The sequence below is a fragment of the Enterobacter cloacae complex sp. R_G8 genome, from assembly GCF_024599795.1.
Lineage (GTDB): Bacteria > Pseudomonadota > Gammaproteobacteria > Enterobacterales > Enterobacteriaceae > Enterobacter > Enterobacter dissolvens.
In genome coordinates this window covers 1,646,552-1,665,053 of sequence record NZ_CP102246.1, presented here as the reverse complement: position 1 = coordinate 1,665,053, position 18,502 = coordinate 1,646,552, and the positions used below count along the sequence as shown (strand labels likewise).

Below are 18,502 nucleotides of genomic sequence, written 5' to 3'. Positions count from 1 at the left end.
TTCTCCAGGCCCACAGGCGCAAATTAAATTTCGTCAGGCGTACGCAGGTTGGTGACGGCAATACGTTCACCACGTTTACGCTCGCGCTCAGACTGCATGTTCGCGCGATAGACACCCTGATCGCCAACAACCCACGACAGCGGGCGGCGTTCCTTACCGATAGATTCCTGCAGCAGCATCAGCGCCTGCATGTAAGCTTCCGGACGTGGCGGGCAACCCGGGATGTATACATCCACTGGAATAAACTTATCTACGCCCTGCACAACGGAGTAAATGTCGTACATACCGCCAGAGTTTGCACATGCGCCCATGGAGATAACCCATTTAGGCTCCAGCATCTGGTCATAAAGACGCTGAATAACCGGTGCCATCTTGGTAAAGCACGTACCGGCCACCACCATCAGGTCAGCCTGACGCGGGGATGCACGCAATACCTCTGCCCCAAAACGCGCAACGTCATGCACCGCAGTGAATGACGTCACCATTTCAACGTAGCAGCAGGAAAGGCCAAAGTTGTAAGGCCAGATGGAGTTCTTACGACCCCAGTTGACCATATCGTGCATGGCATGTTCGAGTTTGCCCATGTACACGCTTTTATTGACTTCTTGCTCCAGGGGGTCGGTTACGATCTCCTGTTTTTGCAGGGGGTAACGGTCATTCTCACCGTTAGGATCTATGCGGGTGAGCGTATAATCCATCTTATTGCCTCGCTGTTACTGCTGACGATTAGAGATACTGTTTTCCGGGTTGATGTGTTCACGACGTGAACGCGCAGGCGTCCAGTCAAGCGCGCCAATACGCACCAGATAAACCAGACCGGCCAGTAGCACTAAAATGAAAATTGCGGCCTCGACAAAGCCTACCCAACCACTTTCGCGGATGGAGGTCGACCATGCGAAAAGGTAGAGCGCTTCCACGTCAAAGATGACGAAGAACATGGCTACCAGATAGAACTTGGCAGACAGGCGTAAGCGAGCGGAACCTACTGAATCAATACCTGATTCGAAAGGGGTGTTTTTGTGCCTTGCGCGGGCGCGACCGCCCAGGAACCAGCCGCCGACTAACATCAGGCAGCACAGGCCAATGGCTACAATAAGAAAGATTGCGAATGCCCAGTGATGAGCGATGACTTCTGTGGATGTTGACATACTCATTGCTTACTCATCAAAAGTGATACCGACGACACTGCTCTTGCTGGCAGATGGGCATCACATCGATTCATGGGGAGGAACAAATAACCTTACACTAACTGTCAGAAATGAGACATAGACAGCAAAATGATGGGGTTTTTTACTCCTTTCTATAACCTTTTGTCAACTTTAACAAAGGTTTCTTCACATTAAATTACATCGAGCGATTCTCATTAACATTTGGTGCCCTTTAACCCTGGTGGCTAGCTGACTTTCCGTCAAATGCATGTTGTTGAATCGTGTCCGTTTTGGAAGTAAAAAAAATAACCCTCCTATTTTGACAGGATTTGCCAACGATTCCTCCCCCCAAATAGGAGTATTTTCTTGATCTGAGACACGCTTTTGTTAATTCAACCAAGAAAACGGCAACATCTTTCCTGTTTTATTAACATGCCGGGGGCGGGAAGGAAGTGGGAAAAGAATTTGTTCAGACTTTAACCAACACTTGTTTATTCATTGATAAATAAGGATTCTCATCCAATCCCCCTGTTTCCCGGAGGGAATTTGTGCAAAAAAAAAGCCACTCCAGGCGAAATTCGCGCGAGTGGCATTTTTTTACACTTACATTTTGTTACCAGAATTTTGAGTTCTCGATCACTCAAAATCACCTTCAACGATCAGGGAATCATCCCCCCCTTCGTGGGTAACATGCTCAAACTGCCATGGATTATGGTAGTTTTCCATTGCCTCGAACACCACTTTCGCCAGCTCGTTATTACTGGACGTATTGTGGCACAGCAGATACTCCGTATCCGGCAGGACGGGAAGCCCATCGGATTTACCCAGCACACGCAGATCCGGGCTCATCATCTCCACCGGACGAGCGGTTACGCCCAGCCCGGCTTTCACGGCTGCGCGAACGGCAGGCAACGTGGAGGCCACATACGCCAGACGCCATGGAATGTTGGCTTCGTTGAGCGCCGACAACACCATATCGCGGAAAGGGCTCGGATCATCCAGTAATACCAGAGGAATAGGCTCACCTTGCTGGAGCACATATTCTGCCGCGCAATACCAGTGCGTAGGAGAAGTACGCAGCGTCAGGCAGTTAAATTGGCCGGGACGATGCGTGGTGACCACAAGGTCAACCTCATTCTCTTTTAACATCTCAATCATAAAAGCATTACGCTTCACGCTAACGTCCAGCGCAAGCTTCGGATAAACCGAACTAATTCGATTGAGAAGGAACGGCAATATAGTATCCGCTGACTCATCAGATGCACCTAACGTTAGCACCCCCTGGAGGTTGCTAAACATTAATGACATACATGCTTCGTCATTAAAGCGAAGAATTTTCCTGGCATAACCCAGAAGCTGAATACCGTGTTCCGTTAAGAGCTTATTACGCCCATGACGGGCAAAAAGCTCTTTACCAACCAGTTGTTCCAGACGCTGCATTTGCTGGCTGACGGCGGACTGGGTTCGGCAAACTGCGGCAGCAGCTGCTGCAAAAGTGTTGAGGTCGGCGACCGCAACAAACGTTCTCAGCAGATCGAGGTCGAGATTCATTATCGGACGATTTGCATTTATCATATCTATTCACTTTCAGGTTGCTCGTGCGGAGCTGCCCGGGTTGAAGCTGTGTGTAACAGTTAAGCAATTCCCTCTGAAGGTTTTCCCTCGCATCCCGGCCCGGCAGACTGCCTGACAGATAGTTATTGTGCTGCCTTAATACACGTCATCATTCAAGCTGTCGAGGCAAAGGCTACGTCTGCTTCCCCCATCACTAACGTGAGTAAGCGTCAGCGGATGCTCAGACTTGCCGCCATGATCCAGCGTGAATGATTTTGTGTATTTATCAACAGTCAGAAAGCACGTTTCATGACGTTATTTTTATTCTCTTAAACGTTCAGGATATTTAGATGTTCGCAGGTTAATGTAAATTACATTAAAGGTAAGACACCTTTTCTGCCATCTATATCGCAGCGCTGTCAACGTTGCAGGTTGTGCTTAGCACACTCCAGCCAGAGATAACTCCAACAATAACAATCAATTAATTCAGAAAACCAGGCTCAGATATACAAAACACAGGTATCTTTCCTCTGCTTTCCTTAAAGACATCTTAACCCAAATCCACTTTATTTATAAGTCTTATTGCAATATTGAGGATTAAAGGGTGTTGTTAAGCTTCTAAACTAATTTTATTAAAATTAACTAAAGTTGCATTTTGTTGGTTAATAATAAATAAATTTTAATTTAGATTAAGGCCATTCATTAATAACACTTAACATTATTTTCACATGAGTAACTTTTAACCAAAGCAGACTATTCCCGTGTTTTGTCCCGAAGCATTCAGGTTTTACGAAAAGTCACTCAGGTAAACTTTTGACTGAGCGCTGGCCCTCATTTTATTTTTTACAGCACAATATGCAATAAATATCAAAATTCACAGCATGATAAGCCTAATTACTAAAATCATGCATTACTTTAGACCATAAAATTTCGATGCAGGCAGCGTAATAGATTCTTCAGAAATGCATCCATTGCACAAAATCTTCTTCTGTTTACCCTTCAAAACGAAGCGAGGGGGGAGTACATTGTTCCGTGCTGACTTCCACGGCAGGGAGTGGCAATAATAGCGAAAAGGTTAAAGGTTCATGTCCCCTATCGAAAAATCCAGCAAGCTAGATAACGTCTGTTACGACATCCGTGGCCCGGTTCTCAAAGAGGCAAAACGCCTGGAAGAAGAAGGCAATAAGGTTCTGAAACTCAACATTGGTAACCCTGCGCCATTTGGTTTTGAAGCGCCGGATGAAATCCTGGTTGATGTGATCCGCAACCTGCCTACTGCGCAAGGCTACTGCGATTCAAAAGGACTTTACTCCGCACGCAAAGCCATTATGCAGCACTACCAGGCACGCGGAATGCGTGATGTTACCGTTGAGGATATTTATATCGGCAACGGCGTCTCTGAATTGATCGTGCAGGCCATGCAGGCCTTGCTGAACAGCGGTGACGAAATGCTGGTACCCGCTCCGGACTATCCGCTGTGGACGGCGGCCGTGTCACTTTCCAGCGGTAAAGCGGTGCACTATCTCTGCGATGAGTCCTCTGACTGGTTCCCGGATCTCGACGATATTCGCGCCAAAATCACCCCCCGCACGCGCGGTATCGTGATCATCAACCCGAACAACCCAACGGGTGCGGTCTATTCAAAAGAGCTGCTGATGGAGATCGTGGAGATCGCCCGTCAGCACAACCTGATCATCTTTGCTGACGAAATTTACGACAAGATCCTGTATGACGCGGCGCAACACCACTCTATTGCAGCGCTGGCACCGGATCTGCTAACCGTCACCTTTAACGGCCTGTCTAAAACTTACCGTGTGGCCGGTTTCCGTCAGGGCTGGATGGTTCTGAACGGCCCGAAAAAACATGCCAGGGGTTATATTGAAGGGCTGGAGATGCTGGCCTCCATGCGTTTATGCGCCAACGTTCCGGCACAACATGCGATCCAGACGGCGCTGGGCGGCTACCAGAGCATCAGCGAGTTCATCGTGCCTGGCGGGCGCCTGTACGAACAGCGTAACCGCGCCTGGGAGCTGATCAACGATATCCCTGGCGTCTCCTGCGTGAAGCCAAATGGCGCGCTCTACATGTTCCCGAAAATCGACGCGAAGCGCTTCAATATCCACGATGACCAGAAAATGGTGCTTGATTTCCTGCTGCAGGAAAAAGTGCTGCTGGTTCAGGGCACCGCGTTCAACTGGCCATGGCCGGATCACGTCCGTATCGTGACGTTACCGCGCGAAGATGACCTCGAAATGGCCATCAGCCGCTTCGGACGATTCCTCTCCGGATACCACCAATAACATCATCTTTCTGCCGGGTAGCGCTGCGCTTACCCGGCCTCTAACTTCCGCAAATTTGCATCTTCCCTCCCCTCCCCGCACAATGAAGTTTGTCGCAGTGAAGACAAAAGGTAACCTATGAGTCAGAGTCATTTTTTTGCCCACCTTTCCCGCCTGAAACTCATCAACCGCTGGCCTTTGATGCGCAACGTGCGCACCGAAAATGTCTCAGAACATAGTCTGCAGGTTGCGATGGTCGCGCATGCGCTTGCCGCCATTAAGAACCGCAAATTCAACGGTCAGGTCAATGCGGAACGCATTGCCTTGCTCGCGATGTATCACGATGCCTCCGAGGTGCTGACCGGCGATCTTCCCACCCCGGTTAAATACTTCAACTCGCAGATTGCGCAGGAATATAAGGCCATCGAGAAGATCGCCCAGCAGAAGCTAATCGACATGGTGCCGGATGAACTGCGCGATGTCTTTGAGCCACTGATTGACGAACATCAGTACACCGAAGAGGAAAAGTCACTGGTGAAGCAGGCGGACGCGCTCTGCGCCTACCTGAAATGTCTGGAAGAGTTGTCTGCCGGGAATAACGAGTTTTTACTGGCCAAAACGCGTCTGGAGAAGACGCTGGAATCCCGCCGCAGCGAGGAGATGGATTATTTTATGCAGGTGTTTGTGCCGAGCTTCCATTTATCGCTGGATGAGATCAGCCAGGATTCTCCGTTGTAATTTTTCGCCGGGTAGCGGCTTCGCCTTACCCGGCCTACGTTTCTGCGCTCACGCTAAAACGGGAATAACACCGGGATCAGCACCACGCATACCAGCATCACCAGTATGGTGAACGGTACGCCAATCTTCACGAAATCGCTAAAGCGGTAATTCCCCGGCCCCAGTACCAGCGTGTTAACCGGCGAAGAGACCGGCGTCATAAACGCCGCAGAGGCCGCCATCGCCACCATCATCGCAAAGGGATACGGCGACACGCCCATGGATTTCGCCATCGCCAGCGCAATCGGGGCCATCAGTACTGCCGTGGCAGTATTGGAAATGAAGAGCCCGATCGTGGCGCACATGACGAACAGGCACACCATCATCATGTACGGACCGTATCCCCCACCAACGTCCATAAGCCCTTTAACCACTAAATCCACCCCGCCGGTTTTTTGCAGGGCAAGGGCGAACGGCATCATCCCGACAATCAAAATGATGCTTGGCCAGTGAATCGCTTTATAGGCACTCTCGGCATCAATACAGCGAAATTTGCCCATTAACAGACAGGCAATAATGGCCGCCACCGGATTTGGGATCTCGTCGGTAAGCATGAGCGCCACCATCAGCACCAGACAAAAAATGGCGTGAGGCGCCTGACTGTGGGCCGGAGAGGCATCACTCTCCTCAACGGGCATGTTGAGAACGACGAAATCGCGGCCATTCTGACCGAGCTGGCTGATCAGCTTCCAGTTACCGACGACGAGAAAAATATCGCCTAACAGGATGGGCTCATCCACCACCGCCCCTTCCATTGCCACGCCATCACGCTTCAGGCCGACGACGTTCAGGCCATAGCGGGTACGGAACCCCATTTCACGCACGGTTTTACCCAATAATTCCGATTCCGGGATCAGCGACACTTCCGCCATACCCACATCGAGCGCCTGGTCGGAGAAATATTCCCCGCGCAGCACCATCGGCTCCAGCAGTTGCTCACTGCAAAACTCACGCAGATCCACCTCCGCGGTGGACATATCGATCAGCAGAACGTCACGCGCCCGGAATTCGGAGACCCCGTTCACGTTGACGATGACACGCCGAAAGCGACGCCAGCGCTCCACGCCGATCACGTTCGCACCATAACGTTCCCGCAACTTCAGGTCATCCAGCCGCTGGCCGACCATCGGCGAGCCGGGACGAATGGCCAGACGGCGGGCGCGGCCGGCGAGACGGTACTCTTTGATCAAATCGCGAAACGTACGTCGTTTCCAGCCGTCTTTCGATTTATCCTGCTTCTCGCCTTTCAGAGCGAAGCGAGTCAGCAGCATATACACAACCCCCATCAACAAAATAACCAGCCCAAGCGGGGTGACGCTGAAGAAGCTAAAGCCCTCCAGCCCTTCACGTATCAGTTCGCTGTTGACCACCAGGTTCGGCGGCGTGGCCACCAGGGTCATCATGCCGCTGATAAGCCCGGCAAAGCTCAGGGGCATCATCAGGCGCGACGGTGACGTCTGCATTCGCATGGAGACACTCAACACCACAGGAATAAAGATGGCAACCACGCCCGTCGAACTCATAAACGCCCCCAGCCCGGCGACTGTCAGCATCAGATAGACCAGCATCTTGGTTTCGCTGTTGCCTGCTACCTTCACCAGCCATGCCCCCACCAGCGTCGCCACGCCGGTTCGCACCAGGCCGTCGCCGATAATAAACAGCGCGGCAATCAAAATGACGTTGGGATCGCTAAACCCCGAAAAGGCTTCCGGCAGCGTGAGCGTACCGCTCAGCACAAACGCAACGATAACAAACAGAGCGACGGCATCCATGCGCACTTTGCCTGTAGCAAACAGAATGATGGCAATTAAAAGCAGGCTGAGAACCCAAATCAGTTCACCGTTCACAACATGTCCTTGTCAGAAAGAGAGGAAAAATTGTGCCATAAAAAAGCCCCAGCAGCGTGGGGCTATGTCATGGGATTACATTTTTAGCGAGACGGTTACAATACCGTCTGGTGCCTTAGCGATATCAAGCGCGGTCAGCGTGTCGAGCACAAAGTCCGCCTCGTCCAGCCGGGGAGAATCGGCCGGAACGTTGACGGCGATAACGTGGCTGCCAGCGTTCAACCCGGCCAGCACGCCTGCTGCAGCATCTTCTACCACCACGCACTCCGCAGGGGGAAGGCCCAGCAGTTCTGCACCCAGTAAAAACGCATCAGGTTCCGGCTTTCCACGTTTGACGCGCTCAGCGGTAATGAACACCTCCGGCGTGGGTAAACCCGCCGCCTTATGACGGGCGTGGGCCACGGGAATGGAGCCGGAGGTAACAATGGCCCACGGTATTTGCGCTTCGTTCAGATGCTCAAGCAGTTCACGTGCACCGGGTAACGCGGTGATACCGTCCGTGTCCGTGGCTTCAATGTGTTCCAGATATTTGAATTCCGCCTGAATTTCGTCCTCAGAGCGTCCCGCCAGAAAATGCCGGAGCGAGGTTATGGCCTGTTTGCCGTGGATAAAATTCAGCACGTCCTGATGGTCGATGCCATGTCTGTCCGCCCAATGGCACCATGAACGCTCTACAACCGGTAGCGAATCCACCAGCGTACCGTCCAGATCAAACAGAAAACCTCTACACTGCACACGCACCTCCGTCAGGCATTAATGATTTGTTGAATTTCGTTGCTGCTTAAGTGGTACTGGCGCGGGCAGGCGTGCCATGCGCTCAGCATGCGCTGATACTTTTCCCACATGGGGGTCTGCGCGTTAAAGCCGTGGGTGCCCGCATCAAAGTGCGTATAGCGCCCTTCTGTATTCACCATAAAACGGACATAGCTGAGATAACGCGCTTCCGTCGCGGCATCAAAGCCTAAGAAAGTGACCCGGCGCTCGTCAATGGACTGCTGATCTTTGAGATTAGTCCATGACACATGCAGGGCGTGGTACATCTCCATAATGTCGATCACGATGCGGCAGGTTTCTTCTTTCAGCTCGCCAAAATCACGATCCAGTTCGCGCATCTGCAAACCAAAACCGCGTTCGACGATGGTCTGCAGGCGGCTGTAGCGCTCAGCGTTATCGGGATCAAGCATAGTCATCATCTTGTACTGGTTAGACAAAATCAGACGTTGAGCATGGGTCATTTCCATCTTTCGACTCCTGTAGCGCATGGCACTTAAAAAAAAGACACGGTAACGGTGTGTTACTGTGCCTTCTTTTATTCGTCGTTTCGATGATCAATCACAAATCATCGAGGAATGTTTTATCAAGTTGCTTAAAAGCTCGCTTAAGCGTGTCAGCCAGCGCCTGATAATCTGGCTTGCCTTCAACCGGAGCGAGCGCCTGACCGGCTTCTTCCAGTTTCCCGCGAACATCATAAAACCAGTGTAAAATAGAAGGCGGGAGTGGCGTAACAGAACGTTTACCTAACCACCACAGCCCCTGCATCGGCAGGCTTAACGCAAAAAGCGCCGTCGCGACGGCAGGGCCGAGCTGTCCGCCCAGCGCAATTTGCCAGCACAGGGTAAAGATGGCGACAGGTGGCATAAAACGAATCGCATAGCGCGTGGCGCGAATTGTGCGATTCTCAATGAACATGGGCGCAAGGCGTTTTTCCATCGGCCACGTCTTCGCGTAATGCTGTCCCCGACGAAACAGACTAAAAAAACTTACGGACGGGATCTCAGGTGTCGACATGGCATACCTCAACTTCACATATAAAAATTAAAATTTTCGTGCAAAACCACAACAAGCTATGACAACGTTCAAAATATTTTGTCATCACTACCCCGTATCGGGTATCCTGTGCCAGCCTGATAGGGCCATAGACGAGAATCGTTAACTCGTCAAATTATCGCATATTATGCCATTGTCTGAAAAATGTTCAAAATGGCATAAAATCATAGATATTTCTTCCATCATGCCAGAATGTTCGTTTGGCATGATGTTAATCATAAATGTCTGGGTCAGCATGCGTTACGCTTTTAGACTCTTTGACGTTTTTTTAGCCACGTATCAATAATAGGTACTTCCATGTCGAGTAAGTTAGTACTGGTTCTGAACTGCGGTAGCTCCTCACTGAAATTCGCCATCATCGATGCGCTCAATGGTGACGAGTACCTCTCTGGTTTGGCCGAATGTTTCCATCTGCCTGAAGCACGTATCAAGTGGAAGATGGACGGCAGCAAACAAGAAGCGGCTTTAGGTGCAGGCGCCGCTCACAGTGAAGCGCTGAACTTTATCGTTAACACTATTCTGGCACAAAAACCAGAACTGTCTGCTCAGCTGACTGCGATTGGTCACCGTATCGTCCATGGTGGCGAGAAATACACCAGCTCCGTCGTGATCGACGACTCTGTTATCCAGGGCATCAAAGACTCAGCCTCTTTTGCTCCGCTGCACAACCCGGCGCACCTGATCGGTATCGCTGAAGCACTGAAATCCTTCCCGAATCTGAAAGATAAAAACGTGGCCGTGTTCGACACCGCGTTCCATCAGACCATGCCGGAAGAGTCTTACCTCTATGCCCTGCCGTACAGCCTTTACAAAGAGCACGGTGTTCGTCGCTACGGCGCACACGGCACCAGCCACTTCTATGTGACTCAGGAAGCGGCAAAAGTGCTGAACAAACCGGTTGAAGAAGTGAACATCATCACCTGCCACCTGGGCAACGGTGGTTCTGTTTCTGCTATCCGCAACGGTAAATGTGTTGATACCTCCATGGGTCTGACCCCGCTGGAAGGTCTGGTGATGGGTACCCGTTCCGGTGACATCGACCCGGCGATCATCTTCCACCTGCACGACACCCTGGGCATGAGCGTTGACCAGATCAACAAAATGCTGACCAAAGAGTCTGGCCTGCTGGGTCTGACCGAAGTCACCAGCGACTGCCGTTACGTTGAAGACAACTACGCAGAGAAAGAAGACGCTAAACGTGCAATGGACGTTTACTGCCACCGTCTGGCGAAATACATCGGCTCTTACACTGCGCTGATGGATGGCCGTCTGGACGCGGTTGTCTTCACCGGTGGTATCGGTGAGAACGCGGCAATGGTTCGCGAACTGTCCCTGGGCAAACTGGGCGTTCTGGGCTTCGAGGTTGATCACGAGCGTAACCTGGCTGCCCGCTTCGGCAAGTCTGGCTTCATCAACAAAGAAGGCACCCGCCCTGCTCTCGTTATCCCAACAAACGAAGAGCTGGTCATCGCGCAAGACGCGCACCGTCTGACTGCCTGATTCCACACCGCCAGCTCTGCTGGCGGTGCTGTTTTGTCACCCGCCATAATCAGGCGGTAACGAAAGAGGATAAACCGTGTCCCGTACTATTATGCTGATCCCTACCGGAACCAGCGTCGGCCTGACCAGCGTCAGCCTTGGCGTGATCCGTGCTATGGAACGCAAAGGCGTTCGTCTGAGCGTCTTTAAGCCAATCGCCCAGCCACGTGCCGGTGGCGATGCGCCAGACCAGACCACCACCATCGTTCGTAAGAACTCCAATCTGCCAGCGGCTGAACCGCTGAAGATGAACCACGTTGAATCTCTGCTCTCCAGCAACCAGAAAGACGTGCTAATGGAAGAGATCATCGCCAACTACCACGCCAATACAAAAGACGCGGAAGTGGTGCTGGTTGAAGGCCTGGTTCCGACCCGCAAACACCAGTTTGCCCAGTCGCTGAACTTCGAAATTGCAAAAACCCTGAACGCCGAGATCGTCTTTGTGATGTCTCAGGGCACAGATACCCCAGAGCAGCTGAAAGAGCGTATCGAACTGACCCGCAGCAGCTTCGGTGGTACAAAAAACACCAACATTACGGGCGTAATTGTTAACAAACTGAATGCGCCTGTGGATGAGCAGGGCCGTACGCGTCCTGACCTGTCCGAGATCTTCGACGACTCTTCCAAAGCGAAAGTCATTAAAGTTGACCCGGCTAAACTGCAGGAATCCAGCCCGCTGCCGGTTCTGGGCGCGGTGCCGTGGAGCTTCGATCTGATTGCCACCCGTGCCATCGATATGGCGCGTCACCTGAACGCAACCGTGATCAACGAAGGCGACATCAATACCCGCCGCGTGAAATCCGTGACCTTCTGCGCACGTAGCATTCCACACATGCTGGAACACTTCCGTGCAGGTTCCCTGCTGGTGACCTCCGCAGACCGTCCAGACGTGCTGGTTGCTGCCTGCCTGGCCGCGATGAATGGCGTTGAAATCGGCGCTATCCTGCTGACCGGTGCTTACGAGATGGATCCACGCGTCAGCAAGCTGTGCGAACGCGCGTTCGCGACTGGCCTGCCGGTATTCATGGTCAACACCAACACCTGGCAGACCTCCCTGAGCCTGCAGAGCTTCAACCTGGAAGTGCCGGTTGATGACCATGAGCGTATCGAGAAAGTTCAGGAATACGTTGCAAGCTACATCAACGCTGACTGGATCGAATCCCTGACCGCAACCTCCGAGCGCAGCCGTCGTCTGTCTCCTCCGGCCTTCCGTTACCAGCTGACCGAGCTGGCGCGTAAAGCGGGCAAACGTGTTGTTCTGCCAGAAGGCGATGAACCACGTACCGTGAAAGCGGCTGCCATCTGTGCAGAGCGCGGCATCGCAACCTGTGTGCTGCTGGGTAACCCGGATGAGATCAACCGCGTTGCGGCGTCTCAGGGCGTTGAGCTGGGCGCTGGCATCGAAATCGTTGATCCAGACGTGGTTCGCGAAAGTTATGTTGCTCGTCTGGTTGAACTGCGTAAGAGCAAGGGCATGACCGAAGCCGTTGCGCGTGAGCAGCTGGAAGACAACGTGGTACTGGGTACGCTGATGCTGGAACAGGACGAAGTTGACGGCCTGGTGTCCGGTGCGGTTCACACTACCGCGAATACCATCCGTCCACCGCTGCAGCTGATCAAAACGGCTCCAGGCAGCTCTCTGGTTTCCTCCGTGTTCTTCATGCTGCTGCCTGAACAGGTTTACGTTTACGGCGACTGTGCGATCAACCCGGATCCAACTGCAGAGCAGCTGGCTGAGATCGCGATTCAGTCTGCGGACTCCGCGATTGCCTTCGGTATCGAACCGCGCGTCGCGATGCTCTCCTACTCCACCGGCACCTCTGGTGCAGGTAGCGATGTAGAGAAAGTGCGTGAAGCGACCCGTATTGCACAGGAAAAACGTCCTGATCTGATGATCGACGGCCCGCTGCAGTACGATGCCGCCGTAATGGCTGATGTTGCGAAATCCAAAGCGCCTAACTCTCCGGTTGCAGGTCGCGCTACCGTGTTCATCTTCCCGGATCTGAACACCGGTAACACCACCTACAAAGCGGTACAGCGTTCTGCCGACCTGATTTCCATCGGGCCAATGCTGCAGGGTATGCGCAAACCTGTGAACGACCTGTCCCGTGGCGCGCTGGTAGACGATATCGTCTACACCATCGCATTGACCGCGATCCAGTCTTCACAGCAGCAGTAAATAAGGTCTTGCCGGATGGCGCTTCGCTTATCCGGCCTACAGGACCGTAGGCCCGGCAAGCGCTAGCGCCACCGGGCAACAAAAAGGCGACCACTCACGGGTCGCCTTTTTTATTTACAGCAGCTCCCGCGCCGCCGATACAATGTCGTGTGCCGTCAGGCCATACTCCTTCTGCAGGAACTCCTGCGTCCCTACCTGGCCGTAACGCTCTTTCACGCCCACGCGACGCATCGGTACCGGGCAGGTCTCCACCAGCACTTCCGCCACCGCCGAGCCCAGCCCGTTGTGAATGCTGTGGTTTTCGCAGGTCACGATCCGCCCGGTTTTCTCGGCGTAGTTTTTCACCAGCATTCGGTCGATGGGTTTCAGGGTAAACATGTCTATCACTGCTGCGCTAACGCCCTCCTGCTCAAGCTGACGAGCCGCTTCCAGCGCTTCGGCCACCATAATGCCGTTGGCAATCAGGGTAATGTCGCTTCCTTCGCGCAGCACATTGCCTTTGCCGATGGTAAACGTTGAACCCGGGGCATACACGCTCGGCGCCTGTTTACGGATAGTACGCACCCAGTAGAACCCGTCGAGGTCGATAAGCTGACGCAGTATGTCTTCAAACATCACCGCATCGGTCACCTCCAGCACCACCGAATGCGCCAGGCCACGCACAATACCCATATCCTCAAACGACATGTGCGTGCCGCCGTTATGGCAGGCCGTCACGCCCGCATCCGAAGCAATGACCTTCACGTTATTGCGCTGGTAGTCGAGGGACATAAACAGCTGGTCGAAGCAGCGACGGCTGGCAAACGCGGTAAAGGTGTGGACAAACGGCTTACGGCCGGTGAGCGACAGCCCTGCCGCGGTACCGATCACGTTGGCCTCCATAATGCCGCAGTTGATCACGTGCTGCGGATAATCACGTGCCACGCCATCCATCGCCATGGAGCTCATCAGATCCGCCTCCAGGGCGATAATCTCGCTCCCGGCCTCAATCTGTTTCGCCACAAAACCGGCGTAGACCTTACGCATTTCAATGGCATCTCTCTGTCCTGCAGGTGCAACCTTAATCATGACTTATCTCCAGCTGACGGATCGCCTCGTTGAGGGCCGCTTTGCTCTCTGCTGTCAATCGCAGGTGGTGCGAGTTACCCAGCTGTTCCAGATACGCCACCCCCTGTCCTTTGATGCTGTCGAGGATCACCACACGCGGACGCGCATCCGCTGGCGGAACCGGTGCAGTGACCTTCAGCAGTGCCGGTATGTCATCTCCTTTCACCGTCACCACGTCAAAACCAAAGGCGCGGAATTTCCCTTCCAGGTCAAACGCGCAGATGATCTCATCCAGTTCGCCATCAAGTTGCTGCTTATTCCAGTCCACAAATACCGTCAGGTTGTTCAGACGATGGTGGGCAATAAACTGGAACGCTTCCCAGCACTGACCTTCGTTCAGCTCGCCGTCACCGACGATGCAAAAGACCCGATTTGACCGCCCGGCCAGCTTGTGCGACAGCGCCATGCCGCCCGCGATGGAGATCCCCTGGCCAAGCGAACCGGTCGTGGCATCCACACCGCGTGTTTTTAGCCGGTCCGGATGGCTTGGCAGGCGCGTTCCGTTCTGGTTAAGCGTGCTCAGCTCTTCCATCGGGAAATAGCCTTTAATCGCCAGCGTACTGTACAGGGCTGGTCCCGCATGACCCTTCGACAGGACAAAGTCGTCTCGTTCAGGCCAGTCCGGGTCTGCCGGGTCAATTTTCATTACCGCGCCGTACAGTACAGCCAGGGTTTCGACGACCGACATACTGCCGCCGTAGTGACCAAATCCCAGCTGCGTCAGCGATTTCAGGGTCTCGAGTCGAATTTGACGCGCCAGTTCGGTTATCTCATTCTCATTCATGATTTGGCTCCGGTGTTTTCCTGCGCATTACCACCCGCAGATTTGTTTTTCGCGAACACGTTGTACGCCACCAGTAGCGCGAACAACGCAACGACAAGCCCGGTGATGGCCAGCGGTGACAGGAAGCGCGCCAGGTTGCCAAGCACAATCCCGACGGCGCCGAAGTCAGCGTCCGAGAACGTGGTGTTGGCAAAGCCAATGGCTCCCAGCACAGGCAGCAGCAGCACCGGCAGGAAGGTGATTAAAAGCCCGTTGGCAAAAGCGCCAATCATTGCCCCGCGACGTCCACCGGTGGCGTTACCAAACACGCCCGCGGTTGCGCCGGTGAAGAAGTGCGGCACCACGCCTGGCAGGATCAGCACCCAGTTAAACTGGCCGCAGATAATTAACCCCACAATCCCCCCGAGGAAGCTGAACAGGAAGCCAATCAGCACCGCGTTGGGCGCATACGGATAGACCACCGGGCAATCCAGGGCCGGACGCGCATTGGGCACCAGTTTTTCGGAGAAACCGGTAAAGGCCGGGACGATTTCTGCCAGAATTAAACGTACGCCCTGCAGGATGATGAACACCCCTGCGGCGAAGGTGATTGCCATGATAATGGCGTAGACCAGGTAGTTCTGACCGCCGCTGAAGGTCGCCTCGACGTACTCACGCCCGGCGCTCACCGCCATGATCAGGTAGATAATCATCATGGTCAGAGAGATGGATATCGAACTGTCGCGCAGGAAGCTCAGGTTCTTCGGCAGGTTCATCTCTTCGGTTGAACGTGAACCTTTGCCGACCTTGCTGCCAATCCAGCCGGACAGCACATAGCCCAGGGTGCCGAAGTGGCCGAAAGCAATATCATCGTTGCCGGTAATGCGCTTCATATAGCGCTGCGCAATCGCCGGGAAGAAGGCCATGACCAGCCCGAGGATCAGCGACCCCGTAAAGACCAGCCCTACCCCTTCAAAGCCCGCAACCGTGAGGATCACCCCAATCATGCACGCCATATAGAACGTGTGATGCCCGGTCAGGAAGATGTACTTCAGTCGGGTAAAGCGGGCGACGATGATATTTGCCACCATGCCGAACGCCATAATCAGCGCGGTCGAAGCACCGTATTTTTCCAGGGCAATGGAAACAATCGCTTCATTATTGGGAATAATGCCCTGGATATTAAAGGCGTGTTCAAACATACCGCCTAACGGATTTAACGACCCCACCAGCACCGTGGCGCCGCCGCCCAGAACAATAAAACCAAGAATCGTTTTAATTGTGCCTTTTACGACATCAGAAAATGCTTTTTTCTGCGCAACCAGACCAATTAAGGCAATTAATCCCACCAGTACTGACGGGACTTTTAAAATATCAACAACGAAATTCAGCGTTTCAAGGATAAACATATCCACCTCGCCTTATCAGGGTTATTGTCTTTCGAACCAAGCGCGCAGCTGCGCTTCGAGTTCGTTGATATCGATGATGTTGTTGATCACCACCAGCTGGCTTTCCGGCACGCTGGCGCTGGCGGCAATATCTTTCGCCATCACGAACAGGTCGGCCGCACCGGGCGTGGCTGATGAGAGATCGGAGTGCTCAACCTCGGCGTCAATATCCAGCTTCTTGAGCACTTTTTTAATATTCATTTCGACCATAAAACTACTGCCCAGGCCAGAACCGCAAATAGCCATGATTTTCATTGTTGTCCCCTTTTTTTGCGTAGAGTATGTCCCATCACGCTTGCGCGTAATGTTGTGACAAGTCGGATTAAATAATTAAATCAGAAGCGGTCGATTACCGTTTTTATTTCCTCCAGGGTATTCGCCTGATGTAATTCAGCCATGTCCTCATCGCTTGAGAATAATTCGGCCAGCGCGGAGATCATTTCGATATGGCTATGTTTATCCGGTGCCGCCAGCATGACGATCACATCAACAGGATCGAATTCGCCCGCACCGAATGAAACGCCCTTCCTGAGTTTTAATAATGAGAGGCCCAGTCCTTTCGCCCCCTCTTCCGGCCGCGCATGCGGCATGGCCAGCCCTGGTGCCAGCACATAATAGGGTCCTAAAGTATGGTGCTGCTCAATGATGGCCGTCACGTACTCCGGCGCAATGACCTGCAGCTCCAGCAACGGTTTCGCGCACATCTCCAGCGCCTGCGGCCAACTCTCAACGCTATCCTGCAGCGTGATGGTTGTATCATATATCCACTTTTTCAGCATTTTCCCTCCCGACACTGCGCTAAAGATGAGCAAACTTTATTCAACGCATAACGAATTGACTGCGATCGGGATCACAAAGATAGCGCTACCAAGATCTAACATTCAGAAGTGTGATAGCGCTATCAAATTGACATCCTGGCGCGAAATCACAGCAAAAAAAGGGATTTAAGGCGTATACTGCCTGTCACGTGAAGCGAAGGATGAAATGAGTGGCGTCCTGTCAGCAGGAAGGTGTATGTCTCTAACCCGAAAACGACGCAGTACCGGTAAAGTGACACTTGCCGATGTCGCACAGCTTGCCGGTGTGGGCACAATGACCGTGTCCCGTGCTCTCCGCACGCCTGAACAGGTTTCCGATAAACTGCGAGAAAAAATAGAAGCCGCGGTACAAGAGTTAGGCTATATGCCCAACCTTGCTGCCAGCGCGCTGGCTTCGGCCTCGTCATGGACCATCGCGATGGTCGTTCCCAATCTTTCCGAAGCCGGTTGTTCAGAAATGTTCGCCGGACTCCAGCAGGTGCTGCAGCCTGCCGGATATCAGATCATGCTGGCCGAATCCCAGCATCGTCTTGAACAGGAAGAGAAATTACTGGAAACGCTGCTGGCGTCGAATATCGCCGCCGCGATTTTGCTTAGCGTTGAACATACTGACACCGTGCGCCACTGGCTGAAGAACGCCTCGATTCCGGTCATGGAAATGGGGGCCATGCGCGCCGATCCCATTGATATGAACATCGGGATTGATAACGTCGCGGCCATGTATGAACTCACGGAAATGGTTATTAAACGCGGCTACCAGAACATCGGCCTGCTGTGTGCCAACCAGGAGCAGTGGATATTCCAGCAGCATTTGCAGGGCTGGTACAAAGCGATGCTGCGCCACCATATGTCGCCTAACCGGGTGATAAATGCCGCCATGCCGCCGAGTTTTTCGACGGGGGCCGCACAACTTCCTGAATTTCTGCTGGCGTGGCCGGAGCTGGATGCACTGGTTTGCGTCTCAGATGAACTGGCCTGTGGCGCGCTGTACGAATGCCAGCGCAGGCGTATCAAGGTGCCGGACGATCTGGCCGTGGTCGGGTTTGGCGACAGCGACGTCAGCCGTGTCTGTCAGCCGCCGCTGACGACGATGGCAGTGCCCCATCGTAAGATTGGTATTGAAGCGGGACGTGCATTACTGGAACGTCTGAATGACGGAGACTGGCGCGATCAGAAACCCATCGCATCCAGTCTGTGTCTGAGGGAGAGCTGCTAA

Annotated in this window: 17 protein-coding genes; 5 read left to right on the top strand and 12 right to left on the bottom strand. The window is 53.2% G+C overall.

Translation table 11 applies throughout. The features are described 5' to 3' along the window. Window positions 1-23: 23 nt before the first annotated feature. From nuoB to lrhA, 3 genes are all read right to left on the bottom strand, one after another. Window positions 24-698 carry an NADH-quinone oxidoreductase subunit NuoB gene (gene nuoB, locus NQ842_RS07975; protein WP_003861482.1) on the bottom strand — a complete coding sequence of 225 codons (675 nt, stop codon included), beginning with the start codon at window positions 696-698 and terminating at the stop codon, window positions 24-26. A gap of 15 nt (window positions 699-713) precedes the next feature. After that, window positions 714-1,154, bottom strand: coding sequence for an NADH-quinone oxidoreductase subunit NuoA (gene nuoA, locus NQ842_RS07970; protein WP_014171000.1), 441 nt, complete (start codon window positions 1,152-1,154; stop codon window positions 714-716). Between the two features lie 630 nt (window positions 1,155-1,784). Then, the gene (gene lrhA, locus NQ842_RS07965; RefSeq protein ID WP_014832761.1) at window positions 1,785-2,723 is read right to left on the bottom strand and encodes a transcriptional regulator LrhA; all 939 of its coding nucleotides are present in this window, start codon (window positions 2,721-2,723) and stop codon (window positions 1,785-1,787) included. Window positions 2,724-3,787: 1,064 nt separating this feature from the next. On the opposite strand from lrhA, the gene alaA reads away from it, so the two are divergent. Further along, complete coding sequence (gene alaA, locus NQ842_RS07960; RefSeq protein WP_014832762.1) at window positions 3,788-5,002, top strand: alanine transaminase AlaA; 1,215 nt, start codon at window positions 3,788-3,790, stop codon at window positions 5,000-5,002. Between the two features lie 117 nt (window positions 5,003-5,119). Next, window positions 5,120-5,719: a 5'-deoxynucleotidase gene (gene yfbR / locus NQ842_RS07955; RefSeq protein ID WP_014832763.1), complete on the top strand. Its 600-nt coding sequence runs from the start codon at window positions 5,120-5,122 to the stop codon at window positions 5,717-5,719. A 53-nt stretch (window positions 5,720-5,772) separates the two neighbouring features. Here the strand turns inward: yfbR and NQ842_RS07950 are convergent, their stop codons facing one another. The 4 genes from NQ842_RS07950 to yfbV form a co-directional block, all read right to left on the bottom strand. After that, window positions 5,773-7,605, bottom strand: coding sequence for an SLC13 family permease (locus NQ842_RS07950; protein WP_046888279.1), 1,833 nt, complete (start codon window positions 7,603-7,605; stop codon window positions 5,773-5,775). A gap of 75 nt (window positions 7,606-7,680) precedes the next feature. Next, window positions 7,681-8,340 (bottom strand): sugar phosphatase, encoded by a 660-nt coding sequence (locus NQ842_RS07945; protein ID WP_046888278.1) that lies wholly within the window; start codon window positions 8,338-8,340, stop codon window positions 7,681-7,683. Between the two features lie 11 nt (window positions 8,341-8,351). Further along, window positions 8,352-8,846 (bottom strand): YfbU family protein, encoded by a 495-nt coding sequence (locus tag NQ842_RS07940; RefSeq protein ID WP_014832766.1) that lies wholly within the window; start codon window positions 8,844-8,846, stop codon window positions 8,352-8,354. Between the two features lie 91 nt (window positions 8,847-8,937). Then, entirely contained in the window at window positions 8,938-9,393 is a 456-nt protein-coding gene (gene yfbV, locus NQ842_RS07935; protein WP_014832767.1) for a terminus macrodomain insulation protein YfbV, read from the bottom strand. 336 nt (window positions 9,394-9,729) lie between these two features. Here yfbV and ackA point away from each other — a divergent pair, with 336 nt between their 5' ends. Together ackA and pta are read left to right on the top strand one after the other, a co-directional pair. After that, window positions 9,730-10,932: an acetate kinase gene (ackA, locus tag NQ842_RS07930; RefSeq protein ID WP_013098115.1), complete on the top strand. Its 1,203-nt coding sequence runs from the start codon at window positions 9,730-9,732 to the stop codon at window positions 10,930-10,932. A 76-nt stretch (window positions 10,933-11,008) separates the two neighbouring features. After that, a complete protein-coding gene (gene pta, locus NQ842_RS07925; protein WP_014832768.1) occupies window positions 11,009-13,150 on the top strand; it encodes a phosphate acetyltransferase in 2,142 nt (713 codons plus the stop codon). Window positions 13,151-13,264: 114 nt separating this feature from the next. On the opposite strand, the gene NQ842_RS07920 is transcribed toward pta, so the two are convergent. The 5 genes from NQ842_RS07920 to NQ842_RS07900 all read right to left on the bottom strand — a co-directional run bounded on the left by NQ842_RS07920 (window position 13,265) and on the right by NQ842_RS07900 (window position 17,247). Next, on the bottom strand, window positions 13,265-14,218 hold the full coding sequence (locus tag NQ842_RS07920; protein WP_014832769.1) for a transketolase family protein: 954 nt from the start codon (window positions 14,216-14,218) through the stop codon (window positions 13,265-13,267). Beyond that, window positions 14,211-15,041, bottom strand: a complete 831-nt coding sequence (locus tag NQ842_RS07915; RefSeq protein ID WP_046888277.1) for a transketolase — start codon at window positions 15,039-15,041, stop codon at window positions 14,211-14,213. Before NQ842_RS07915 ends, NQ842_RS07920 begins: the two co-directional genes overlap by 8 nt. After that, the gene (locus tag NQ842_RS07910; protein WP_014832771.1) at window positions 15,038-16,429 is read right to left on the bottom strand and encodes a PTS ascorbate transporter subunit IIC; all 1,392 of its coding nucleotides are present in this window, start codon (window positions 16,427-16,429) and stop codon (window positions 15,038-15,040) included. The genes NQ842_RS07915 and NQ842_RS07910 overlap by 4 nt, the downstream gene beginning before the upstream one ends. Before the next feature lie 21 nt (window positions 16,430-16,450). After that, window positions 16,451-16,723, bottom strand: coding sequence for a PTS sugar transporter subunit IIB (locus tag NQ842_RS07905; RefSeq protein WP_014832772.1), 273 nt, complete (start codon window positions 16,721-16,723; stop codon window positions 16,451-16,453). Between the two features lie 80 nt (window positions 16,724-16,803). Beyond that, window positions 16,804-17,247, bottom strand: a complete 444-nt coding sequence (locus tag NQ842_RS07900; RefSeq protein WP_014832773.1) for a PTS sugar transporter subunit IIA — start codon at window positions 17,245-17,247, stop codon at window positions 16,804-16,806. 235 nt (window positions 17,248-17,482) lie between these two features. Here NQ842_RS07900 and NQ842_RS07895 point away from each other — a divergent pair, with 235 nt between their 5' ends. Further along, on the top strand, window positions 17,483-18,502 hold the full coding sequence (locus NQ842_RS07895; protein ID WP_013098122.1) for a LacI family DNA-binding transcriptional regulator: 1,020 nt from the start codon (window positions 17,483-17,485) through the stop codon (window positions 18,500-18,502).